Annotated in this window: 20 protein-coding genes; 7 read left to right on the top strand and 13 right to left on the bottom strand. The window is 65.1% G+C overall.

Going from position 1 to position 22,308, the window contains the following annotated elements; all coding sequences use genetic code 11:
* Positions 1–38: 38 nt before the first annotated feature.
* From GR167_RS03125 to GR167_RS03140, 4 genes are read right to left on the bottom strand one after another with little or no spacing between them, the layout of a single operon-like run.
* Complete coding sequence (locus GR167_RS03125) at positions 39–1,610, bottom strand: ABC transporter permease (RefSeq protein WP_160971991.1); 1,572 nt, start codon at positions 1,608–1,610, stop codon at positions 39–41.
* A complete protein-coding gene (locus GR167_RS03130) occupies positions 1,600–2,370 on the bottom strand; it encodes an ABC transporter ATP-binding protein (protein WP_160971992.1) in 771 nt (256 codons plus the stop codon). The genes GR167_RS03125 and GR167_RS03130 overlap by 11 nt, the downstream gene beginning before the upstream one ends.
* Entirely contained in the window at positions 2,370–3,344 is a 975-nt protein-coding gene (locus GR167_RS03135) for an ABC transporter substrate-binding protein (RefSeq protein ID WP_160971993.1), read from the bottom strand. Before GR167_RS03135 ends, GR167_RS03130 begins: the two co-directional genes overlap by 1 nt.
* Positions 3,345–3,386: 42 nt before the next feature.
* Positions 3,387–4,124 carry a 5-formyltetrahydrofolate cyclo-ligase gene (locus GR167_RS03140; RefSeq protein ID WP_160971994.1) on the bottom strand — a complete coding sequence of 246 codons (738 nt, stop codon included), beginning with the start codon at positions 4,122–4,124 and terminating at the stop codon, positions 3,387–3,389.
* A 75-nt stretch (positions 4,125–4,199) separates the two neighbouring features.
* Here GR167_RS03140 and GR167_RS03145 point away from each other — a divergent pair, with 75 nt between their 5' ends.
* Positions 4,200–5,048 carry a MurR/RpiR family transcriptional regulator gene (locus tag GR167_RS03145; RefSeq protein WP_160971995.1) on the top strand — a complete coding sequence of 283 codons (849 nt, stop codon included), beginning with the start codon at positions 4,200–4,202 and terminating at the stop codon, positions 5,046–5,048.
* 81 nt (positions 5,049–5,129) lie between these two features.
* On the opposite strand, the gene GR167_RS03150 is transcribed toward GR167_RS03145, so the two are convergent.
* The 6 genes from GR167_RS03150 to GR167_RS03175 form a co-directional block, all read right to left on the bottom strand.
* Positions 5,130–6,437, bottom strand: a complete 1,308-nt coding sequence (locus GR167_RS03150; protein WP_160971996.1) for a TRAP transporter large permease — start codon at positions 6,435–6,437, stop codon at positions 5,130–5,132.
* Positions 6,437–6,943 (bottom strand): TRAP transporter small permease, encoded by a 507-nt coding sequence (locus GR167_RS03155; RefSeq protein ID WP_160971997.1) that lies wholly within the window; start codon positions 6,941–6,943, stop codon positions 6,437–6,439. Before GR167_RS03155 ends, GR167_RS03150 begins: the two co-directional genes overlap by 1 nt.
* A gap of 52 nt (positions 6,944–6,995) precedes the next feature.
* Positions 6,996–8,009: a TRAP transporter substrate-binding protein DctP gene (dctP, locus tag GR167_RS03160; protein ID WP_160971998.1), complete on the bottom strand. Its 1,014-nt coding sequence runs from the start codon at positions 8,007–8,009 to the stop codon at positions 6,996–6,998.
* Between the two features lie 102 nt (positions 8,010–8,111).
* Positions 8,112–8,714, bottom strand: coding sequence for a 3-isopropylmalate dehydratase small subunit (gene leuD / locus GR167_RS03165; protein WP_160971999.1), 603 nt, complete (start codon positions 8,712–8,714; stop codon positions 8,112–8,114).
* Positions 8,714–10,117, bottom strand: a complete 1,404-nt coding sequence (gene leuC, locus GR167_RS03170) for a 3-isopropylmalate dehydratase large subunit (protein ID WP_160972000.1) — start codon at positions 10,115–10,117, stop codon at positions 8,714–8,716. Before leuC ends, leuD begins: the two co-directional genes overlap by 1 nt.
* Positions 10,114–10,872 (bottom strand): GntR family transcriptional regulator, encoded by a 759-nt coding sequence (locus tag GR167_RS03175; protein WP_370741237.1) that lies wholly within the window; start codon positions 10,870–10,872, stop codon positions 10,114–10,116. Before GR167_RS03175 ends, leuC begins: the two co-directional genes overlap by 4 nt.
* A 207-nt stretch (positions 10,873–11,079) precedes the next feature.
* On the opposite strand from GR167_RS03175, the gene GR167_RS03180 reads away from it, so the two are divergent.
* Genes GR167_RS03180 through GR167_RS03205 form a run of 6 tightly spaced genes read left to right on the top strand, consistent with a single transcriptional unit; the run spans position 11,080 to position 18,252 of the window.
* Positions 11,080–11,643, top strand: coding sequence for a tautomerase family protein (locus tag GR167_RS03180; RefSeq protein ID WP_160972002.1), 564 nt, complete (start codon positions 11,080–11,082; stop codon positions 11,641–11,643).
* On the top strand, positions 11,640–13,334 hold the full coding sequence (locus GR167_RS03185) for a hydantoinase B/oxoprolinase family protein (RefSeq protein ID WP_160972003.1): 1,695 nt from the start codon (positions 11,640–11,642) through the stop codon (positions 13,332–13,334). Before GR167_RS03180 ends, GR167_RS03185 begins: the two co-directional genes overlap by 4 nt.
* Positions 13,331–15,394: a hydantoinase/oxoprolinase family protein gene (locus GR167_RS03190; RefSeq protein WP_160972004.1), complete on the top strand. Its 2,064-nt coding sequence runs from the start codon at positions 13,331–13,333 to the stop codon at positions 15,392–15,394. The genes GR167_RS03185 and GR167_RS03190 overlap by 4 nt, the downstream gene beginning before the upstream one ends.
* Position 15,395: 1 nt before the next feature.
* Positions 15,396–16,016, top strand: a complete 621-nt coding sequence (locus tag GR167_RS03195; RefSeq protein ID WP_212769816.1) for a cysteine hydrolase family protein — start codon at positions 15,396–15,398, stop codon at positions 16,014–16,016.
* On the top strand, positions 16,013–16,879 hold the full coding sequence (locus GR167_RS03200) for an isocitrate lyase/PEP mutase family protein (RefSeq protein WP_160972005.1): 867 nt from the start codon (positions 16,013–16,015) through the stop codon (positions 16,877–16,879). Before GR167_RS03195 ends, GR167_RS03200 begins: the two co-directional genes overlap by 4 nt.
* A complete protein-coding gene (locus tag GR167_RS03205; RefSeq protein ID WP_160972006.1) occupies positions 16,876–18,252 on the top strand; it encodes an FAD-dependent oxidoreductase in 1,377 nt (458 codons plus the stop codon). Before GR167_RS03200 ends, GR167_RS03205 begins: the two co-directional genes overlap by 4 nt.
* 20 nt (positions 18,253–18,272) lie before the next feature.
* On the opposite strand, the gene ftsH is transcribed toward GR167_RS03205, so the two are convergent.
* The 3 genes from ftsH to GR167_RS03220 all read right to left on the bottom strand — a co-directional run bounded on the left by ftsH (position 18,273) and on the right by GR167_RS03220 (position 22,165).
* Positions 18,273–20,150 carry an ATP-dependent zinc metalloprotease FtsH gene (gene ftsH, locus GR167_RS03210; protein WP_235915829.1) on the bottom strand — a complete coding sequence of 626 codons (1,878 nt, stop codon included), beginning with the start codon at positions 20,148–20,150 and terminating at the stop codon, positions 18,273–18,275.
* 83 nt (positions 20,151–20,233) lie between these two features.
* Positions 20,234–20,629, bottom strand: coding sequence for a DUF3775 domain-containing protein (locus GR167_RS03215; RefSeq protein ID WP_212769817.1), 396 nt, complete (start codon positions 20,627–20,629; stop codon positions 20,234–20,236).
* 201 nt (positions 20,630–20,830) lie between these two features.
* Positions 20,831–22,165, bottom strand: a complete 1,335-nt coding sequence (locus GR167_RS03220; RefSeq protein ID WP_160972008.1) for an MmgE/PrpD family protein — start codon at positions 22,163–22,165, stop codon at positions 20,831–20,833.
* Between the last annotated feature and the right edge of the window lie 143 nt (positions 22,166–22,308).

Genomic DNA, 22,308 nt, shown 5'->3' on the forward strand with positions numbered 1-22,308 from the left:
GATCTGCCGGCCCGATGCCCGCAAAGGCGGCGGGCGTGTCACTCCGACGTCGTCATGCCAAGCCGGGCAAGGACGCGCCGTTCCACGACAACCACGATCTGGAAGAACACGACCGACAGGATCACCGAAACGGCGGCGACCGACCAGATCATGCCGTAATCCAGATAACCGCGCGACTGGTTGAGCAGGTTGCCGATGCCGCGCCCGGTCGCCAGCCATTCGGCGATCATCACGCCCAGAAGCGCGCGCGGCACGGTCAGCCGGGTCGCGGCGAACAGGTAGGGCAAAGAGGCCGGGATGGTGACCAGCCGCAGCTCCTGCCAGCGGCTGCCGCCATAGACGCGCGGCAGTTCCTCGGCGCTGCGCGGCACCAGCGAAATCCCCTGCGCGAGCGTGACGAAGGCCGGGAAGAAGGTCACCGAGATCGTGATCCACAGCGTCAGCGACGTGCCGCGCCCGAGGATCAGCACCAGAAGCGGCGTCAGCGCCACCAGCGGCATGGTCTGGGTGACAAGAGCGATGGGCATGAAGGCCTGCGTCGCCCTTGGGCTCAGCTTGGTCCCGATCGCCAGCAGAAAGGCAAAGCCGAGCCCCGCCGCCATCCCGGCAAAGGTGATCGGCAGGGTCTGTCCGAGCGCGGCAAGCAGCTTGGCCTGCGCGGTGGACGAGGCGGGGGACAGGAACAGATAGGTGAACACGTCAACGGGCGTCTTGGCGATCATGGCGGGGGCGCCGCTCAGCCGGATCAGCGCCCACCAGATCGTGAAAGGCAGGGTGATGGCCACCAGGGCGACCGCGATCCGTTCCGCGACATGTCCCGGCCGGGGTTGCCCGGCGGGTACGGCGGTGTTCAGGGTAACGGCCTTGGTCGCGCCCAGCATCCGGTGCGACAGCACAGCGAAACCCGCATAGCTCAGCCCGGCAATGACCGTCGCGACCAGCCCGATCCCCCAAAGCCGGTCCGGTTCCGCCCGGCCCAGCGAGCCCAGCAGATAGGTGCCCAGCCCCCAGCGGCCGCCGCCGCCGAATTCGGCCAGGATCGCCCCGAGCACCGCATTGGGGGCGGCCACCCGCAGACCGGCCAGGATCGACGGCACCGCGCTGCGCAATTGCACCAGGCGCAGTACCTTCCAGCGCGTGCCGCCATAGGCGCGGATCACGTCCTGCGCCCGGCTGTCGGCCTGCGAAATCCCGATCACCGTCGCCGTCATGGTGACGAAATAGACCCCGAGCGCCGCCAGCGTGATCCGCGGCGCCATGCCCGACAGGGTCAGCGCCAGAATGGGGGCGATGGCAATGGGCGGCAGGGCGAAAGCCGCGATGTTGATGCCGCGAAACAGCCGCAGCATCAGCGGAGACATGGCAAACAGGATGCCGCCCGCAATCGCCACGACATTGCCGATCACGAACCCCAAGGCCGAGGCCCAAAGCGTCGCGCCGATATGGCGGGGATAATCCGCGCGATCCTGCCACAGCCGGATCAGGATGTCGCTGGGCGGCGGCAAGGCCCCACCAGCGACAATCCCAAGCTGCCCGACCAGTTCCCAGACCAGCAGCAGGATGACGGCGTTGCGCAATCCGGCGTGGCGCCCAGCCCCTTCACCCGCCATGCAAGACCTCGGCGATATTGTCGCACACCTCATGGAACACCAGATCCGAAAACAGCGACGGATCGCGCGGACGGTCGAAGGGCACGTCGACGATATCCACGATGCGCCCCGGGTCGGCATGCATCACCACCACGCGGTCGGACAGGAAAACGGCCTCGTCGATGCCGTGGGTGACCAGCAGCGCGGTCGATCCGGTGTCGGCCCAGATCCGCTGCAGTTCCACATTCATCTGGCGGCGCAGGATCTGGTCCAGCGCGCCGAAGGGTTCATCCATGAACAGGACCTGCGGATGGGTCACCAGCGCCCGCGCGATGGCCACGCGTTGCCGCATGCCGCCGGACAATTCGCCCGGCAGGGAATTTTCGTACCCGCTCAGCCCGACCAGCTCGATCATCGCCTGCACCTGATCCCGTTCGCGGGCCGGTTTGCGCCCCAGCACCTCGAGCGGCACCTCGACATTGCGCTTCACGCTGCGCCAGGGCAGCAGGGCCGCGTCCTGGAACGCGACCCCGGTAACACCGTCCTTGGCGGCATCAAGCGGCGCCTCGCCCGCGATGCGCACCGCGCCCGAATTGGCCGTTTCCAGCCCCAGGGCGATGCGCATCACGGTCGATTTCCCGCATCCCGACGGCCCGATGATCGAGGTGAAGGACCCCGCCGGGCAGGACAGCGTCACATCGCGCAACGCCTCCACCACCTTGCCCCGCCCGGTGAATGTCTTGCTGACCCCGGAAAGGGTGATCCCGTCTGGCTGTGTCATCAAATCTCCGCAAGAAGTGACGTGTCGAACATATCGGCGCTGCCGACGATCCCCACCTCGCCAAGCGCGCTCAGGCATTTTTCGATGCCGTCGCCGGTCAGGGCGAAATAGCCTTCCGCGCTTTCCATCAGCGGTTTCTGTGCCGCATTGAAATAGAGCTCGTTCTCGATCGACCGGCCGGTGCCCGCGAAATGGGTTTCGGCGAATTTCGGCGGCCAGACGGACGGGTCGGCCAGGTTTTCCGCCCAGGCCTTGCGCGACGCGGCCAGCCAGGCCACCAGCAGATCGCGTTTTTCCGCCAGCACCTGTTCGGTCACCACGACGGTATCGTTGTAGATCGTATAGCCGAAATCATAGAGCAGGAAGGACGTCGCATCCTCGCCCGCCTGCTTGATCGTGAACGGCACGTTGGTGGTGAAGTCGAGGCTGGCGTCGATTTCGCCCTTGACCAGCGGCGTCGGGTCATAGGCGTAGGGCACGATATTGACCTGCGACGGATCGATGCCGTTCATCTTCAGCATCGCTTCGACCGAGATCACGTTGACCGGCGGCACCGCCAGGGTCTTGCCGATCAGGTCCTTGGGTTCGTTGATCGGGTTCTTCGCCAGCGATACGATGCCGATCGGGTTCTTCTGGTATTGCGCCCCGATGATCTTGAACGGCGCGCCTTGTTCGGTGATCGCCTTGATCGTGGTGTCGGGGGTGGTCAGGGCCAGATCGGCACGCCCCGCGATGATGGTGCTTTCGGGGATCACGTCGGGGCCGCCCGACAGGTATTCCAGATCAAGGCCAGCGTCAGTGAAATAGCCCCGATCCAGGCCCAGGAAATAACCGGCGAATTCCGCATCGTTGATCCAGGCGGCCTGCATGGTCAGCGGGCTGGTCGCGGCATGGGCGCGATATGGCAGGGCGGAGGCGGCAAGCCCCGCGGCGGCGGTGCTCAGGAACTGACGGCGGTTGAGCGAAGCAATCATAGGAGGTTTCCTTCGTGTTGGACTGGTTTCAGGAAAAGGGGGTCAGGCAAGGCCCTGCAGGCGCTGAAGTTCCTGCAAGGGCGGGGTGTTTTCGATCTGCTTGGGATCGAGCAGCGGCCATTTCACACCGCTGGGGCGCTTGGCGCGGCGCTCAACGACATGGGTGCCGCCGGGGGTGAAAATCTTGTCGACCAGGATATCGGTTTCCGACGGCTGCAGCTGTTCCTCGACCAGCTGCACGTCATGCACGACAGCATGGACCGGGGTGGTTTCGTCGACAAAGCCCAGATCGGTGAACATGCCCCATTCGAGATCGAAGAACCCGTGCCCTTTGCCGAAACGCACGCCGTTCATCGACACCGCCGAGGCGCCGGTGACGAGGTAATCGAACCGCCCCAGTTTCGAGATTTCCTCCAGCGTGACCGGCTGTCCGAAATATTCCATCCCGTCGAGCCAGGACGCATAAAGCGCGGCCCCTTGCGGGATCTTGGCCGGGTCGAGATAGAGAAACCCGCGATAGATGCCATAGGTCGACATCACGAAGGGTTTGCCCGCCTCGATCATCCGGCGGCGCAGGTCCTGCAAGCAGTTGTCCGGCGTGATGAACGCAAAGCTGCTGCTGAGATAGGCAGGGTCGCGCACCAACTGGTCGGTGGCCACGTCGGAGCCCTCGAAATCCGGGATAACTTCGGCGAAGTTCATGTGGAACCGGGTATCCGGTCTCGCCACATCATAAAGCTTCGTCCATATTCTTTCGCGGATCAGCTTGGAGGAAGTCATCGTGTTGCCCTTATCGTTTCAGTGTTTCATAGTTGTGAAACGCGGGTTTCATTCGTCAAGGAAAAATCGTTAAACATGGCCTCACGACTGATCCTCAGAATTCAGGAAAAATTCACGCGCCTGACCTCCAGCGAACAAAAGATCGCGAATGTTCTGATGGAAAATCAGGGACTTGTCGAAACGCACACGGCGACGGAACTGGCTTCGCTTGCTGGCGTCTCCAAGGCGACGACTGCCCGTTTTTTCCGCAGCCTGGGCTATTCCGATTTCGAAGAAGTCCGCATTCAGGCCCGCGAGGAACGCAACAGCCGGGCGCCCTACGGCCGATTCGAGCCGCGAAAGGAAACCGCGTCGCTGGGCCGGACCCTGTCGGAACACCTGGAACTGGAGCAGCGCAACCTGTCGCGCACCTTCGAGGAAATGCGCTCCGACCTGCTGCCCGAAATCACCGCCGTTCTGCAAAGCGCCCCGCGCATCTGGTTCCTGGGGTTCGGCGATGAATACGGCATCGCGCGGTTGGGGCGGACGCTGTTCACCCGGCTGCGCCACGGGGTTCACCAGATCGAAGGCTCGGGCCAGGACTGGGCGGCGGAACTGTCGATGACCGGCCCCCGCGACGTGCTGATCCTGCTCAGTTTCGAACCGCGCCCGCGCCTTCTGCCGACGCTGCTGGCCCATGCCCGCACCACGCGGATGCGGATCATCACGATCAGCGACCACGCCTATGCGGCGCAGGCGCAGCGGTTTTCGGATTTCGTGCTGCCCTGCCATATCGCCAGCTACGGCATCCTGCCGACCCATGCGACAATGATGTCGATGCTGCGACTGCTGGCGCTGTCCTACCTCGGCCAGAACCCCGAGGCGGTCAGCCAGAGGATCGCGACGCTGGACGCCATCAATGACGAATTGGACCTGTCGGAATAATCGTTTCAGGCGGACGGACCGACGACCGCCATTGCCTTCACCGGTCTAGTCAGGCAGGGGCCCCAAGGCCCCTGCCCCGCATCACAATCCCGGCAGCCACAGCGCCAGTTGCGGGAAGATCACCAGCAGGATCACCAGCAGCAGCGCGCAACCCATATAGGGGAAGGCGGCGGTGTAGATGTCGCGCATGGTGGTGCCCGGCGGGGCCACCCCCTTCATCACGAAGAGCAGCAGGCCGAAGGGCGGCGTGGTGAAGCTGATTTCCAGCGACAGCAGCATGATCAGCCCGAACCAGATCGGATCGAACCCGAGGTTGATCGCCAGCGGAAAGAACACCGGCACGGTCAGCAGCATCATGCTGATCTGTTCCATGAACATGCCCAGCAGCAGCAGCACCCCGAACATCACCATCAGCATCAGGATCGGGTCCAGGTCGAACCCGGTGGCCCAGCGGATCAGCCCGCGCGATGCCCCCGAGAAGGCCAGCAACTGGCTGAACGTGGCCGACCCGAAGACGATCAGATAGGCCATCAGGGTCACCTTCAGCGCGCCGACGATGGATTTCTTCATCGCTTCCCAGGTCAGGCAGCGGAAGATGATGGCGAGGATGATCACCCCCAACGCGCCGAAGGCCGCGGCCTCGGACGGGGTGACGATACCGCCGACCATCATCGCCACGATGATCACCATCACCGACAGCATCGGCACCACGTCGCGCAGCAGCAGCTTCATCTTCTCGCCGAATTCCATTGGCTCGACCTCATAGGCCGGGGCCGCGTCCGGATCGATCCGGGTCTGCAGCCAGATCAGCCCGATATAGAACCCCGCCAGGATCAGCCCGGGGATGATCCCCGCGATCAGCAGCGCACCGACATCGATCTGCGCCAACGTCGCCAGCAGCACTGCCAAGGCCGAAGGCGGGATGATGATCGCCAAGCCGCCGGTGCCCAGGATCGGACCGATCGACATGTGTTTCTTGTAGCCGCGGTTGATCATTTCGGGGACCATCAGGCTGCCCAGCAGCGCGGTCGATCCCATCGAACTGCCCGACAGGGTGGAAAACCCGGTGCCGCCCAGAACGGTGACATAGCTCAGCCGCCCCGGCAGCTTGCCCAGCAGCCGGTCGATGGCATTGAACATCCGCGCCCCAAGCCCGGTATAGAAGAACACCTCGCCCATCAGCAGAAACAGCGGGATCGGCACCAGGGCGAATTTCGTCAGCGATCCGAACCCGTTATTGAGCAGGGCCGACACGCCCCGTTCGCCGCCCATGAACACCCAGGCGCCGATGATATTGGCGGCGAGGAAGGCCAGGGCCACCGGCATGCCGATTGCCATGAGCACAAGAATAGAGCCCAGAAGAAGGGCCAGCGCTTCGTACCATTCCATTATTCGTGTATCCCCGCCTCGCCCGAATGCATCAATTCCTCGCCGAAGACGAAGCGTGCGAATTCAACCGCCATCAGCGTGAAGCTGATGGGAAAGCTGATCGTCAGTATCCAGCGCGGGAAATAGTAAGCCCGCACGTCGTAATCGTGCCGCTCGATATTGGTCATCACCAGCTCAAGCCCTTTCCAGGCAAGGATCAGGCTGACCAGAACGCAGCCCGCCGCCACCAGCCGGCTGACCACCACCTGCATCGCGGGCGGCAGCGCGGATGTCACCAGTTCGATGTGAACATGGCCCTTTTCCCGCACCAGCCAGGGCGCACCCAGCATGGTCATGTATAGAAGCGCGTATTCCGACGAGGTGAACAGCCAGGCGAAGGGCTGCAACCCGAGGTTCCGCATGAGCACCGAAACGACCACCGACACCATCAGCCACAGCAGCATCGCACCGGCGATGAAGGCCATGAGGTAAAGGAAGGCCGTGTAAAGACGTGAAATCTGAGCCATGTCCCGATCCGTATAAAGGGCCCCCTCGACACCGAGGGGGCCCGTTTCGCGATTACTGGTCTTTTGCCGGATCGTAGAACTTGGCGATCAGCGTGTCGTAATTGCCGTCACCCATCGGGCTTTCGGCCATCAGGCCCTTCATCCGCGCCCAGGTCTTTTCGCGCGCAGCGGCAAGGTAGTTGGCCTTGGCTTCGCCTTCGAGGCTGACAACCTTCATGCCCGCTTCTTCCAGCTTGGCGAAGTCCTCGTCACGCTTGGCGCCCAGGGCCTCGGCGCTTTCCTTTTCGTGGGCGATGGCCACGTCCTGCAGGATCTTCTGCGATTCCGGGCTCAGGCTGTTCCACTTGTCGAGGTTCACGATCACGCCCAGGTCGGTCGAGAAGAAGCAGGGTTCGATCCGGTAGTTCAGGAATTCGTTCCACTTCAGGTCGATCAGGCCGATCTGGGTCCAGCCGGTGGCGTCCACCACGCCGCGTTCCAGCGCCGAATAGACTTCGGTGGTCGGCAGGTCGATCACCTGCGCGCCCAGGTATTCGGTGAAGAAGGCGTTATAGACGGCGTTGCCGCGCAGTTTCAGACCTTCGACCTTCAGGTTGCCCTTGTCGTCGAATTCCGGTTCGTCCCGGGTCCACAGGTTGTAGCAGACGCCACTGTCCATCCAGCCGAGGTATTTCACGCCCATCTTGGCCTGGTGAATCTGGTCGATCAGTTCGATGCCGCCATTGGCGCGGGCATCGGCCGCGGTCAGGTTCGACGCCACCAGCGCATCCTTTTCAGGCAGCGCGCCGCCATAGAAGGACCCCGGGGTATAGACCATGTCGACGATGCCGTCGCGCACCGCGTCGGGCTGCTGGAACATGCCGATGGCTTCGGGGCCGCCGCGCACTTCGATCTGGACAACGCCCTTGCCCGCTTCGTTCACCTTGTCGACGAAGGACAGGAACGATTTGGTATAGATCAGAGTTTCGGGAAAGGCGTGCACGGCGGTGATGGTATCTTCGGCCTGAGCAGCGCCGGCGATCAGCGTGCAAGACGCAATCAGCCCGCCAAAAAACGTATGTTTCATTTTCGATCTCCTTTACCGGGGCCTGGGGCCCCGCCCTGTTGTTGAGGGATTTTTCCCCGCTTTGTCCCCGCACACCGGTGTGGTCGGTGCCCGGGGTGGTTCTTATCTGGGCCAGGCCCAGCCAAATTCGGCGCGCCGCGCGTCGCGGTAGGCCGAAATCTCTTCCTGACGGTCCAGCGTGAGATCGATGTCGTCCCAGCCGTTCATCAGCTTTTTCCGCCACTTGTCGGGCAATTCGAAACCACGGCATTCGCCGCCGATGCGGACCATGGAGGTTTCAAGATTGATCGTCGCCGTCACGCAGTCGTCGCGCATCCCGGCCAGGATCTCCTCGACCTCCCGGCTGTCGAGCTTCAGCGGCAGCAATCCGTTGTTCACCGCGTTGGAGGCGAAGATGTCCCCGAAACTGGGGGCGATCACCACGCGGATGCCGAAATCGACCAGCGCATAAACGGCCGCCTCGCGGCTCGACCCGCTGCCGAAATTGCGCCGCGTGACCAGGATGGAGGCCTCGCTGTGGCGGTTCAGCGGCATGTCGGCGATCGGGTCGCCATCGCTGTCGCGGCGCATGTCGTGCAGCAGGAAGCGGCCATAGCCCTCGGAACGCGGCGTCGACATGAACCGCGCCGGGATCAGCTGATCGGTGTCGATGTTTTCCAGCGGCAGCGCGACGGCCTGACCGGTATGTTTGCTCCAGCCCGCCATCAGTCGCGCCCCTCCAGCAACGGCCGCACATCGGTCAGCTTTCCGGTCACGGCGGCGGCGGCCACCATGGCCGGGCTCATCAGATGGGTGCGCGCATTGCGCCCTTGCCGGCCGCGGAAATTTCGGTTTGTCGAAGAGGCGCAGCGGTTGCCCGGCGCCACCAGATCTTCGTTCATCCCCACGCACATTGAACAACCTGAATCCACCCATTCCAAACCCGCTTCTTTGAAAATAATATCCAGGCCTTCCTGTTCGGCCTGCTGTTTCACCAGCGACGATCCGGGCGAAACCATGCCCGGCACCTGCGCCTTGCGCCCCTTCAGCACCGCGGCGGCGAGGCGCAAATCCTCGATCCGGCCATTGGTGCAGGAACCGATAAATACCTGATCTACCGGCGTGCCCGCGATCGGGCGGCCCGGCTGCAATCCCATGTAATCCAATGCATCGCGGGCGCGCGGGGCCTTGTCGGCCGGCAGGTCGTGCGGCGCCGGAATGGTGCCGGTGATCGGCAAGGCCTCTTCCGGGCTGGTGCCCCAGGTGACGGTGGGGGCGATTTCGGACCCGTCGATGGTCACTTCGCGGTCGAAAACGGCATCCTCGTCGCTGGGCAGCGTCGCCCAATAGGCCGTAGCCCGGTCCCAATCGTCCCCTTCGGGCGCGAAGGGCCGGCCCTTGACGTATGCAAATGTGGTGGCGTCCGGCGCGATCATCCCCAATCGCCCGCCGCCTTCGATCGACAGGTTGCACAGGGTCATCCGGCCTTCCATCGACAGCGCGCGGACCACCGGCCCGGCATATTCGATGGCGTACCCGCTGGCCCCGTCGGCGCCGAGCTTGGCGATCCAGTTCAGCGCCAGATCCTTGGCCGTCACCGCCGGGCCGAGTTTGCCCGTGACGGTGATCCGCATGGTCTTCGGACGCGCCTGCCAGATCGTTTGCGTGGCCAGCACATGCGCAACCTCGGTCGCGCCGATGCCAAAGGCCAAGGCGCCGAATGCCCCGTGAGTGGAGGTATGACTGTCGCCGCAATTGATGGTCAGCCCCGGCAGGGTAATGCCCTGCTCGGGGCCGATGACATGGACGATCCCCTGCCGGGGGTCGTTCAGCCCGAAGATACGCAGTCCGTGAGTGGCAGCATTGCGTTCGAGCGTTGCGATCATCCGGGCCACATCCCCATGGGCCTTGGACAGATCGCGATTGCGGGTAGGGGCATAGTGATCCACCACCGCAAAAGTCAGATCCGGTTCGGCGACCGGCAGCCCCCGCGCGGCAAGCTTGGCAAAGGCGTGGTGCGACCCCTCATGCACGAGGTGACGGTCGACCCAAAGCAGCGACGCGCCATCCTCCTCTTCGAGGATCACATGCTGCGACCAGAGCTTTTCGAACAGGGTCCGGGCCGTCATATGCCGCCCTCCCCGCCGTTCTGGCCGACGATCACCGGCTGCCAGTGGCGGCTGTCGTCTTCGCCGACGCGGGCCATCGACATTTCCAGCCGGAACAGATCGGACCGGTAGAGCGCCGACAGGTATTCAACGCCGCGCCCCTCGACATCGCGCACCACGCGGCGCAGCGACAGAAGCGGCGATCCGACCGACACGCCAAGCGCCTCGGCCACGTCGGGCGAGGCCAGCGCCGCCGACACCGATTGCTGCGCGTCGGCCACCTGCACGCCGGAGCGTTCCATCAGCTTGAACAGCGGCGTGGTGGCCAGGTCGGCCTCGGTATAATTGGCGGCGATTTCTTCGGGAACATAGGTGGTCAGGTGGGAAAACGGCTGCCCGTCGATCAGCCGGACCCGGACGGCGGTCTGCACCCGCACGCTCTCGGGCAGCTTCATCGCATCGACGACCCGTTGCGGCGCCTCGCCATAGGAAAAGGACAGCAGCCGCGCGGTGGTGCGCTGCCCCATGTCGACCAGCTGCGGCATCAGGGTGGCGAAATCCACGCTCATCCCGGCCGCGGTGCCGTTGCGTTCGCGCACGATGGTGCCCGACCCGGCGCGCCGTTCGATCAACCCGTCGGTGTTCAGCGCGTCCAGCGCCCGACGCACGGTGACCCGGCTGACCCCGAACTGTTCGGCCAGCCGCTGTTCGCCCGGCAAGGTGCTTCCGGGGCGATAGGTGCCGGAGGACATTTCGTCCTTCAGCAACAGATACACCCTGCGCGCCTTGCCGCCTTCCGGCAAACTTGTCTGTCCGTTGACCAACTTCAAAATCCCGAAAATATGCCCCAGATTCGACTAGAACGGTATCATCGGATTTTTCAAAAGCAACAAATCAATCCCATAACCGGCAACTTTTTTGTACTATGCACATCGCAAAACCTGTATTACAAAAAATACAGATAACAAAAACAGGGGGTCCTCATGCCGATTATCGAAACGCATGTGCTCAAAGGCTATTCCGACGAAGTGAAGACGCGACTCGGGCGCGCCCTGACGGATGCGGTACGGATGGTTCTGCCGGCTTCGCCCGACGCGGTGACGGTGATGTTCCACGAAATGGACAGCGCCGATTACATGCGCGGTTACGAACACAAGCAGCCCGCCACCCCCCTGCCCGATCCCTGCGACACGATCCGCGCCTATCTGGGCGCGATGGAAGCGCGCGAGCTGGACAAGGCGCAGGCGATGCTGGGCGACGGCTTCGTGATGAACTTCCCCGGCGCGCAGGGCATGACCACCCTGCAGGAACTGATCGAATGGTCGAAACCGCGCTACAAGTTCGTCAAGAAGACCTATGAGGGCTTCGAGGCGCTGCAATCGGGCGATGCCACAGTGGTCTACTCGGTCGGCACGCTGTACGGCGAATGGCCCGACGGCACCCCGTTCGAAGGCATCCGCTATATCGACCGGTTCGAACTGACCGGCGGCAAGATCACCAAGCAGGACGTCTGGAACGACATCGCCGAAGTGAGGACGCAGGGATGAGCGACATCGACCCGATCACCTTGGCGGTTCTGTCCGGCCGGATGGAACAGATCGCCGACGAAATGGACGCAACGCTGTTCCGCGCCGCCTTCAACCCGATCATCGCCGAGGCGCATGACGCCAGCCACGGGTTGTATCACGCCAGCAGCGGCGACACGCTGGTGCAGGGCAAGTCGGGCCTGCCGATCTTCGTCGGCGTGATGTCCTTTGCCGTCAAGGCGGTGATCGACAAGGCCGCGGCCGAGGGCGATCTGGCCGACGGCGATATCTTCATCTTCAACGACGCCCATATCGGCGGCACCCACCTGTCGGACATGCGGCTGGTGCGGCCCTATTTCCGCGATGGCGAATTGTTCTGTTACCTCGCCTCGGTCGGGCATTGGCACGATCTGGGCGGCGCGGTGCCGGGCAACTACAACCCGGCGGCAACCGATGCCTTTGCCGAGGCGTTCATCCTGCCCCCGGTCCGTCTGGCGCGCGCGGGCGTGGTCAACCAGGACATCATCGACATCCTGATGCGCAACACCCGCCTGCCGCAATCGGCGCAGGGCGACCTGAACGGTCAGCTGGGCGCGCTCGATCTTGGCGTCAAGCGGATGGACGAATTGCTGGACGAATACGGCGCGGACACGGTGAAGGCCGCGCTCGACGCTTTGGGCGGTCGCGCCGAAACGCTGATGCGGTCCGAACTCAGCGATCTGCCCGACGGCCGCTGGGAAGCTGTGGATTACCTCGACAATGACGGCATCACCGATGAGCCGCTGCCGATCAAGGTGTCGCTGGAAATCAAGGGCGACCGGATGGTGATGGATTTCGAAGGCACCGCGCCGCGTTGCGCCGGGCCCGTCAACATCGCCTATCCCACCGCCGTCGCCACCGCCTATGTGGCGATCAAGCATATCTTCCCCGCCCTGCCCGCCAACGCGGGCGTGATGCGCCCGATCGAGGTGAAGATCCCCGAAGGATCGCTGCTGTCGGCGGAATTCCCGGCGCCGGTGGGCGGCTATACCGAAACCATCCTGCGGATGATCGACGTGATCTTTTCGGCGATGGCGCAGGCCGCGCCCGACATGGTGGTCGGCAACGCCTATGGCACGATCAACGCCCTGTCGATCGCCGGGCGGCGCAAGAACGGCCAACCCTGGGTGATGTTTTCCTTCTACGGCGGCGGCCATGGCGGCACGCCCGAAGGCGACGGCCTGAACCACGGCAACGCGCCGATTTCCACCGCCACCATCCCGCCGATGGAAATCCTCGAAGCGGCCTATCCGGTGATGTTCCGGCAATGGGCCCTGCGCCCCGACAGCGCGGGCGCAGGCGCGCAGCGTGGCGGTCTGGGCGCGGTCTATGAAATCGAAGTGCTGGAAGAAAACGGCGCCGAGGCCTTCCTGTTCGGCGAACGCGGCCGTTTCGCGCCGCAGGGCGTGGCGGGCGGCAATCCGTCGGTCACCAACCATTTCAGTTACGAACAGGATGACGGCTGGCACGAACCGCCGATGGCATCGAAGATGCGCGGCATCAGCCTGAAACAGGGCCAGGCGGTGCGCCTGGAAACCCCGGGCGGCGGCGGCTACGGCCCCGCGGAAACCCGCGATCCGGCCAAGGTGGCGCGTGACGTCGAACTGGGCTTTCTCAGCCCCGACACCGCCACCGACCTGTATGGCGCCGCATGGAAAGAGGTGAAGGCATGAGCAATGTAATGATCGGCGTCGATGTCGGCGGCACCTTCACCGACGTTTTCGTGATGGATGAAGCGACCGGCGAGGCGCGCGTCGCCAAGGTCCCCACCTCGCGCCCCGACCAGTCGGGCGGCTTCCTCGACGGGATCGGTAAGCAGGTCAGCGACCTGTCCACCGTCGCCGTCGTGGTGCACGGCACCACCGCGGGCACCAACGCCCTGCTGGAACGCAAGGGCGCGCGGATCGGGGTGATCACCACCGAAGGGCTGCGCGACGTGCTGGAAATGCGCCGCCGCGACCGGCCGCAGACCTGGGGCCTGCGGGGCAATTTCGAACCCGTCGTGCCGCGCGACCTGCGGCTGGAAGTGCCCGAACGGACGCTGGCCGATGGCACCATCCGCACGCCGGTGGATATCGACGCGGTGAAGGCCGCGGCAAAGCAACTGCTGGATCAGGGCTGCTTGGCCGTGGCGATCCTTTTCGCCAACGCCTATGCCAACCCGGAAAACGAAACACGCGCCGTCGAAGCGGTCCGCGCCATGTGGCCCAACCCGCATGTGTCGGCCTCGTCGGAAATCCTGCCGGAAATCCGCGAATACGAACGGTTTTCAACCACCGCGCTGAACGCCTATCTGCAGCCCGAGGTGTCGGGTTACCTGAACCGGCTTGAAAACGCGCTGACCAAGGGCGGGTTCGACGGCGAATTCATGATCGTGCAATCCAATGGCGGCGTGATGGCGGTGGATACCGCCTGCCGCCTGCCGGTGCGCACCGCCCTTTCGGGCCCCGCCGCCGGGGTGATCGCCGCAGGCTACATCGCGCAGACCGCAGGCTACCCGGACGTAATCACCGGCGACATGGGCGGGACCAGCTTCGACGTGTCGCTGATCGCAGGTGGGCAATCGATCCTGTCGCCGCAGACCTCGATCGATTTCGGCATGGTCGTGCGCACGCCGATGATCGAAATCACCACCATCGGTGCCGGTGGCGGATCGATCGCCTGGGTCGACAAGGGCGGGCTCTTGAACATCGGGCCGGAAAGCGCAGGCTCCACCCCCGGGCCCGTTGCCTATGGTCAGGGCAACACCCGCCCCACCGTGACCGACGCCAACGTGGTGCTGGGCCGGATCGATCCGGACAATCCCATCGGCGGCAAGCTCGACCGGCTCGACGTCGACGCCGCCGCGCGCGCCATCGACGAACATGTGGGCGAACCCTTGGGCCTCACAACGCTGGAAGCGGCCGAGGCGATCCTGACCGTCGCCAATTCCCGCATGGCAGGCGCGATCCGTCTGGTGTCGATCGAACGCGGTTTCGATCCCAAGAAATTCGCCTTCATGCCCTTCGGCGGCGGTGGCGCGCTTCATACCGGCGCGATGCTGGACGACGTGGGGATTGGCCGTGCCATCGTGCCGCGCTACCCGGGCGTGACCAGCGCCATGGGTTGCGTCATCGCCGATATGAGGCAGGATTTCGTCCAGACCATCAACGCCTTCGTCGACCAGATCGACGAACAGGCGCTGGCCGGTTACCTGCAGGATCACGTCGACAAGGGCCACGCGATGCTGGACGCCGCGCGCAGCAGCTTCGAGGCGCGCGAGGTGATCGTCGAACTCGACATGGCCTATCTGGGTCAGACCCATACGGTCGCCGTGCCCGTCGCCGTCACCATCGAGGGCGGCAAGGTCACCCCGCCGACCCGCGACCAGATCGCGGCGGCCTTCGACGACGCCTATCGCGCCACCTATGGCCGACTCTTGGACAAGGGTGTGCGGCGGGTGATGAACCTGCGCACCGCCGTGGTCGGCCGTCGCCCCAAGTTCGACCTCGAAACGCTGGCGCCCGAAGGCGGCAGTGTCGAGGCTTCGCTCAAGGGCAGCCGCCAGGTGCATTTCGCATCCCAATGGTACGACACCGCGATCTATGATCGCCTGTCGCTGCCGGTGGGCGCGGTGATCGACGGGCCCGCGATCCTTGTGCAGCCCGACACCACCGTCCTGGTCGACCCGGGGCTGCGCGCCACGGTCGACAAGTATGGCAACACCATCATCACCCGCACGGGGGACGCATGACATGGGCAAGATCACGCATATCGACCCGAAGAAAACCGCGCTGCTGACCATCGACCTGCAGAATGATTTCCTGCACCCCAAGGGCGCCTATGGCCGCGCGGGGCAAGGGGCGGAGGCGATCACCGCCCTGCCCGACCGGATCGTGCCGCTGCGCGACGCGCTGCGGGCCAAGGGCGGCATCTATATCAGCGCCCAGTTCACCCTGGTCCCCGGACCGGGGGGCGAGCCGCTGATCGCGCCGCATCTGAAACAGTTGCGCCCGTTCCTCGGCAAGGGTGATTTCGCCCCCGGTGAATTCGGTCACCAGCTGGTCGATGAATTGCAACCGGCCGATTACACGGTGGAAAAGGTGGCCTATTCGGCCTTCTACCAGACACGGTTGGAATACATCCTCAACGCGCTCGGGATTGAGCTGCTGCTGATCGGCGGCATCGTCACCAATGGCGGCGTCGCCAGCACCCTGCGCGACGCGCATCTGCGCAATTTCGACACCGTCCTGCTGACCGACGGCTGCGCCGCCTTCAAGCAGGAGGTCCACGACGCCACGCTGGTCTCTCTCGGATCGCTTGGCGATCAGATGACCTGCAACGACACCATCGCTTTGCTGGAGGCAAATGAATGACCCTGAAGACCCGCCTGCAACAAAACGAAATCCTGGTCGCGCCCGGCGTCTATGACGGGCTGACCGCCGCGCTGGCCGAACAGGCCGGGTTCGAGGCGCTGTACCTGTCCGGCGCCGCCGTCGCCTATACCAAGCTGGGCCGCCCCGATATCGGGCTCACCTCGGTCAGCGAAATGGCCGATACGATGGCGCTGATCCGCGACCGGGTCGACCTGCCGGTGGTGATCGACGCCGATACCGGCTTCGGCAACGCACTGAACGCGCAACGCACCATGCGGCTTTACGAACGCGCCGGCGCCAACGCCCTGCAGGTCGAGGATCAGACCTATCCCAAACGCTGCGGCCACCTGTCGGACAAGACCTTGATTTCCAAGTCGGAAATGGAAGGCAAGCTGAAGGGCATGGCCGATGCGCGCGCCAGCGACGAGACGCTGATCATCGCCCGAACCGATGCCATCGCCGTCGAAGGGTTCAGTGCCGCCATCGACCGGGCCGAGGCCTATGTCGAAGCGGGCGCCGACGTGTTGTTCATCGAGGCGCCGCGCACCGGCGACGAGCTGGCCCGGGTGGCGGAGCATTTCCGCGGCCGCATCCCGCTGCTGGCCAACATGGTCGAGGGCGGCGCGACGCCGATCACATCGGCAGCCGACCTGGAAAGCCTGGGCTTCGATATCGTGATCTTCCCCGGCGGCATCGTGCGGGCGCTGGCCCGCTGCGCCACCGATTACTATGCCTCGCTGCGCGCCAACGGGTCGAACACGCCGTTCAAGGACCGGATGTTCGATTTCGACGGGCTGAACGAGGTGATCGGCACCCCCGAAATGCTGGCCATCGGCGCCGAGCTGGACGGCAAGGACAAGTGAGCACGGTTTCCGCCCCGCCCGAAAGCTTCGACCTCGAGGTCGGCACGCTGATCATCGGCGCGGGCGCCGGTGGTCTGGTCGCCGCACTTGCCGCCACCGAACGCGGCGAGGACGTTCTGGTGATCGAGGCCGACGCGGTGCCCTCGGGGTCGACCGCGCTCAGCGCCGGGTTGATCCCGGCGGCGGGCACCAGGGCGCAGGCCGAAGCGGAGATCGAGGACAGCCCGGCGATCTTCGCCCGTGACATCCAGCAAAAGGCGCATGGCGAAAACGATCCCCGGCTGGTCGGCGCGATGGCGCGGGTCTCGGGGCGGGTGATCGACTGGCTTTCCGAAACCCACCAGCTGCCCTTTTCCGTGGTCACCGATTTCGACTACCCGGGCCATGCGCGGCGGCGGATGCACGGGCTGCCCAGCCGGTCGGGCCGCGATCTGGTCGATGCGCTGCGCGGCGCGGCGGAAAATGCCGGGATCGACATCATCTGCGAACGCCGCGCGGTGGAACTTTACGCCGAGGGGAAGACGATCCGCGGCGTCCGGGTCGAACGGCCCGATGGCGGATCGGAAACGATTGCCTGCCAGCGGCTGATCCTCGCCTGCAACGGCTTCGGCGGCAATCGCGACATGGTGGCCGGCCTGATCCCCGATATCCGCGACGCGCTGTGGTTCGGCCATGACGGCAACCGCGGCGAAGCGGTGCAATGGGGCGAGGAGCTGGGCGCGCAGACCGGGCACCTGGCGTCTTACCAGGGGCACGGCAACGTGGCGCATCCGCATGGCATCCTGATCACCTGGGCGGTGATCATGGAAGGCGGCGTTCAGGTGAACCTGAAAGGCGAGCGGTTCTGGAACGAAACCCAGGGCTATTCCGAAGCCGCCCGGGTGGTTCTGGCCCAGCCCGAGGGCATGGCCTTCGCGATCTTCGACAAACGCATCGCCAACATCGCGCGCCAGTTCGAGGACTTCAAACAAGCCGAAGCGCAGGGCGCGATCCGCTGGGCCGACAGCCTGCCGGAGCTGGCCGAGGTGACGGGCCTGCCGGAAGAGGCGTTGAGCCGCAGTATCACCGACATCCCCGCAACGGGTGAGGACGCGTTCGGCCGGTCGTGGAATGGCCCGGCGCTGCAACCGCCCTATGCCGCGGTCAAGGTGACCGGGGCGCTGTTCCACACCCAGGGCGGCCTGGTCGTCGATCCCGACAACGCGCGGGTTCTGCAACGGTCCGGCGCGACGTTCGACAACCTCTTTGCCGTCGGCGGCGCCGCTTGTGGCGTGTCAGGATCGGGCGACAGCGGTTACCTGTCCGGCAACGGGTTGCTTTCGGCGGTCACGCTGGGCTGGCTGGCCGGACAGGCGGGCAATCAGCAGGATTGACCCCAGCCCCCGTCACCGGCCTATTGCACCGACGGCACCTTGCCGACCGGCGGCAGGGGCTGCGCGGGCTGTTCCACCACCCGGTCGGGGTCGAGGCTGGCCCGGATCGCGTCGAAATCCAGCGTTTCGTCGGCTTCGAGTTGGGAAACCAGCCGTTCCACCTGCCCCCTGTGCTGCACCAGCGCCTCGGTCGCCGCCGCTTCGGCGGTCTTGAGCAGCTCGATCACCGCCTGATCCACCGCAGCGGCGGTCGCGTCGGAATGGCTTCTGGGCTGCGCCATGCTACGCCCGAGGAACGGATGATCCTCGCTCTGGCGCAGGTCGACCGGGCCCAGGTCCTCGGTCATCCCCCACCGCGCGACCATCGCGCGCGCCTGTTCGGTCGCGCGGCGGATGTCGTCATCGGCGCCGGAGCTGACCGTGCCGAGGAACAGCTTTTCGGCCGCCCGCCCGGCCAGCAGGATGACAAGCTGAGCGCGCAGGTACTCTTCGTCCAGCGTGTGGCGTTCGGCTTCGGGCAAGGTATGGGTCCCGCCCAGGGCCTGGCCGCGCGGGATGATCGTGACCTTGTACAGCGGATCGGCCCCGGGGGTGAAATAGGCCACGGCGGCATGACCGGCCTCGTGCACCGCAAGCCGGTGGCGTTCCTGCGGCCGGATCGCCAGGGTGCGCACCGTGCCCATCATCACCTTGTCGCGCGCCTCGTCCAGGTCGGCGCGGGTGACCAGGCTGGCATTGCGCCGCGCGGTGCCGATCGCCGCCTCGTTGAGCAGGTTCTTCAGGTCCGCGCCGGAAAACCCCGGCGTCCCCGCCGCGATCATGTCCAGGTCCGACGTGTCCTCCAGCGGCAGCTTGCGGGCGTGAATGTCGAGGATCGCGCGCCGCGCCTGCTTGTCGGGCAAGTTCAGCGTCACGTGGCGGTCGAAACGCCCCGGGCGCAGCAGCGCCGGGTCCAACACGTCGGGACGGTTGGTGGCGGCCAGCACGACAACCGCTTCGCGGCCGCCGAAGCCGTCGAGTTCGGCCAGGATCTGGTTCAGCGTCTGTTCGCGTTCGTCATGCCCGCCGCCAAGCCCGGTGCCGCGGGTGCGCCCGATACTGTCGAGCTCGTCGATGAAGATGATCGACGGCGCCGCCTTGCGCGCCTCCTCGAACATCTTGCGCACCCGTCCGGCGCCGACGCCCACGAAAATTTCGATGAATTCCGACCCCGAGGTGGAAAAGAACGGCACGTCGGCCTCGCCCGCCAGCGCCTTGGCCAGCAGCGTCTTGCCGGTGCCCGGCGGCCCGACCAGCAGAACGCCGTGCGGCACCTCGGCGCCGACGCGCTGAAACCGTTCGGGATCGCGCAGGAATTCGACCAGTTCTGCCACTTCCCGCTTGGCCTGATCCTGCCCCGCCACGTCGTCGAAGGTGATCTTGCGCGTCGGTTTGGTCGGCTTGGTGAAGCGGCCGCCCAGGATATTCCCGGCCACCCCGCCCGGCCCGCCGCCCAATCCACCGCCCAGCCCGCCGGTGATATTGGTCATCATCCGCCGCTGCAGCCACAGATAGACACCCAGGATCAGCACCCAGGGCAGCAGATAGGAAAAGATCGAAACGTCATCGGGTTCCGTCGCGGTGATCTCGACCCCCTGCTGTTCGAGCAATGCCAGCAATTCCGGATCGCCCTGCATCGGGATGACCGCGCTGAACTCTTCCGCCTCGGCCGCGTCTACCGCCTTGGTGGTGACCACGATGTCGTGTTCGTGCAATTCGGCCGACTGGATGTCGCCGTCGCGGATCTTCTGTTTGATCTCGCTATAGGACAGCCGCGCCTCGAAGGGCGGCTGTTCGATGAAGAGACTGCCCAGCATCGTCAGCGACAGCACGACCGCCAGCACGACAAGCGCCTGCATCCCGGACCAATTCGGCCCATCAGCGGTGTTTTTTTCAGGATTTGGCGGCATATCCGGTGCTTACATCCACAATGAACGGCCCGTTAATCAAGCAGGCTGCCGTATCCCAACTTATCGAGCCCCTCGGCCCAGTAATCGGCGACCAACGGATGACCGAGAAGATAGTCGATGGTCGGCGTCTCTTCGCGATCGCCGGCAAGCTGCACCAGCTCGTCCCATTCCTCGGTCTCGGAATCGCCGCGGCCCAGCCACATAAGGGCGACCAGTTCGATCAGCTGATCCTCGTTCAGACCTTCGAGTTCCTCGACCAGTTCCTCCCGCGTCAGGTCGCCGGGCACGTCCTGCAACGCGTCGGGCCGTGGATCGTCGACGTCATTGCCGCCGACATCGGGGGTGACCTCGCCCTCTTTCACCATCACGGCGCGGGCCTTCAGGATCAGCATGTGAATATGGGCCGGGGTGATATTGAGATTGTCCATGATAACGATGACCTCTCCCTGCTGTGTCGCGATAGGGGTGGCGTGAATTTTCGCGAAATCCACGCCATTTTTCCAGTTTACCGTGAAAGCCTACGCGCAACGAAACCGTCCCACTTTGCGCTTGATCAAGTGCCGCCCGCGCGGGAGGCAAATTGCATCGCGCACCGGGATGCGCCAGGGGGGCCTTCGCCCCTGCCCCGTTCAGGGTTTGGGAAAAATCTGCGCCTGCAGCGCCTTGAACGATGCCGCGCCGCCATCCAGCCCCATCACCGCCGCCTCGATCGCCGCCAGCCGCGCATGCGGCGCGGCGTCGCCTGCAAGGTCATGGAACTTCGCGATCATCTCGGCGTCGCTATAAGGCGTCTCGGGATCGCCCTTGGCCTGGGTATCCGGCGTGGTCAGGACCTCACCACTGCTCAGCCGCACCGTCAGCCGAGCCCAGCGTTCCGCCGGGAACCGCGCGTTGAACCCATCGTCTTCGCGGAAGGACAACCGCGCGGTCAGCGCGCAAAGCTCCGGGTCGGCAAACGCCGGGGCGGAGATTTCCGCCACCCCGACCCGCCCGCGCAACAGCGCCGCCGCGACCGGGAAACCGATGGCATACTGCGCCTCTTCCGTGCTGGCGGGAACGCCCCGGAACAGCCGCGTGCCCTCGTGAAAGGTTTCGATCTCGACCGATGCGATGTCTGCCGCCCGCAGCGGGCGGTCCCGCGTCAGATCAAGCGCCGCCTGCACCGAGGGCTGGCCCCAGCGGCAGACCGGGAAGCCTTTGACATACTGGTTCATCACCTCCCAGTCGGTGCCAAGCGTCGCCCAGACACCGGCGACTTCCGGCGCCAACACGCTGATCGCCGGGGCCCCGGTGAAGCCCTCGGCGGCCAGCGCGGCGGCCGAAACCCCCGCCAGCGCGCCCCAGCCGGACCCGTCCTTGAGCATGGTCGGATGGTCGATCACCCGCATCATCTGACTGCGCGGGCCGTGATATTCGGCGATACCCAGGGCATGGCCGAACACGCCGGGCCCGAGCCCCATCAGGTGGCCGGACATGGCCGCGGCGCAGACCGCGATCCAGGCCCCGCTGGTGTGATAATCTGGCGCCGTGGCATGCAGCGCGATGCCCGCGCGGGTGCCGATTTCATAACCCGCCGCCAGCAGCGTCAGGAACGCCTCGCCGCTCGGCTCCAGGTCCCGGTCGTCCAGCGCGCTGAGCAGCGAAGGCAGAAGCCCGCAGCCGACATGGCCCTTGGTCAGCTTGTGACCGTCATGGGCATCCACGGAATCGATCGTCATGCCACCGACCAGCGCGGCCCCTTCCGGCGACAGCCGGGTGCCGCAAAACAAGGCGCGCGACCGGCCGCCGGACAGGTTGCGCGCGGCATAGCGCAACACCGCCCCGTGCAGGTCCGTCCCGGTTCCGGCAAGCGCCGTGCCCAGCAGGTCCAGCAGCAGAAGCCGGATACGGTTCTGCACCGGGGCGGGAAGGTCCTGCCAGCGTAAATCGTTCAGAAAGCCATGAAGGTCGGCGCCGGATGTCATCTGTCCACTCCATCAAACCGGGCAAATCGCGCCGTAAAAGCGGCGCCATCACCTTGCAAGATGGCGCGTGGCGTCCCTGTGCCTGTTTGAAAAAGCGACAATTGTTGCGAATTTTTTGCCAGAGCCTTGAGCGCGGGCCAAAG

It is taken from the genome of Thalassovita mangrovi, assembly GCF_009857745.1.
Taxonomy (GTDB): Bacteria; Pseudomonadota; Alphaproteobacteria; order Rhodobacterales; family Rhodobacteraceae; genus Thalassobius; species Thalassobius mangrovi.

Excerpts from the sequence above, each read along its gene's own strand:
- GR167_RS03125 (WP_160971991.1), bottom strand. The coding sequence starts at position 1,610 with ATGGCGGGTGAAGGGGCTGGGCGCCACGCCGGATTGCGCAACGCCGTC.
- GR167_RS03130 (WP_160971992.1), bottom strand. The coding sequence starts at position 2,370 with ATGACACAGCCAGACGGGATCACCCTTTCCGGGGTCAGCAAGACATTC.
- GR167_RS03135 (WP_160971993.1), bottom strand. The coding sequence starts at position 3,344 with ATGATTGCTTCGCTCAACCGCCGTCAGTTCCTGAGCACCGCCGCCGCG.
- GR167_RS03140 (WP_160971994.1), bottom strand. The coding sequence starts at position 4,124 with ATGACTTCCTCCAAGCTGATCCGCGAAAGAATATGGACGAAGCTTTAT.
- GR167_RS03145 (WP_160971995.1), top strand. The coding sequence starts at position 4,200 with ATGGCCTCACGACTGATCCTCAGAATTCAGGAAAAATTCACGCGCCTG.
- GR167_RS03150 (WP_160971996.1), bottom strand. The coding sequence starts at position 6,437 with ATGGAATGGTACGAAGCGCTGGCCCTTCTTCTGGGCTCTATTCTTGTG.
- GR167_RS03155 (WP_160971997.1), bottom strand. The coding sequence starts at position 6,943 with ATGGCTCAGATTTCACGTCTTTACACGGCCTTCCTTTACCTCATGGCC.
- dctP (WP_160971998.1), bottom strand. The coding sequence starts at position 8,009 with ATGAAACATACGTTTTTTGGCGGGCTGATTGCGTCTTGCACGCTGATC.
- leuD (WP_160971999.1), bottom strand. The coding sequence starts at position 8,714 with ATGGCGGGCTGGAGCAAACATACCGGTCAGGCCGTCGCGCTGCCGCTG.
- leuC (WP_160972000.1), bottom strand. The coding sequence starts at position 10,117 with ATGACGGCCCGGACCCTGTTCGAAAAGCTCTGGTCGCAGCATGTGATC.
- GR167_RS03180 (WP_160972002.1), top strand. The coding sequence starts at position 11,080 with ATGCCGATTATCGAAACGCATGTGCTCAAAGGCTATTCCGACGAAGTG.
- GR167_RS03185 (WP_160972003.1), top strand. The coding sequence starts at position 11,640 with ATGAGCGACATCGACCCGATCACCTTGGCGGTTCTGTCCGGCCGGATG.
- GR167_RS03190 (WP_160972004.1), top strand. The coding sequence starts at position 13,331 with ATGAGCAATGTAATGATCGGCGTCGATGTCGGCGGCACCTTCACCGAC.
- GR167_RS03195 (WP_212769816.1), top strand. The coding sequence starts at position 15,396 with ATGGGCAAGATCACGCATATCGACCCGAAGAAAACCGCGCTGCTGACC.
- GR167_RS03200 (WP_160972005.1), top strand. The coding sequence starts at position 16,013 with ATGACCCTGAAGACCCGCCTGCAACAAAACGAAATCCTGGTCGCGCCC.
- ftsH (WP_235915829.1), bottom strand. The coding sequence starts at position 20,150 with ATGCAGGCGCTTGTCGTGCTGGCGGTCGTGCTGTCGCTGACGATGCTG.
- GR167_RS03215 (WP_212769817.1), bottom strand. The coding sequence starts at position 20,629 with ATGGACAATCTCAATATCACCCCGGCCCATATTCACATGCTGATCCTG.
- GR167_RS03220 (WP_160972008.1), bottom strand. The coding sequence starts at position 22,165 with ATGACATCCGGCGCCGACCTTCATGGCTTTCTGAACGATTTACGCTGG.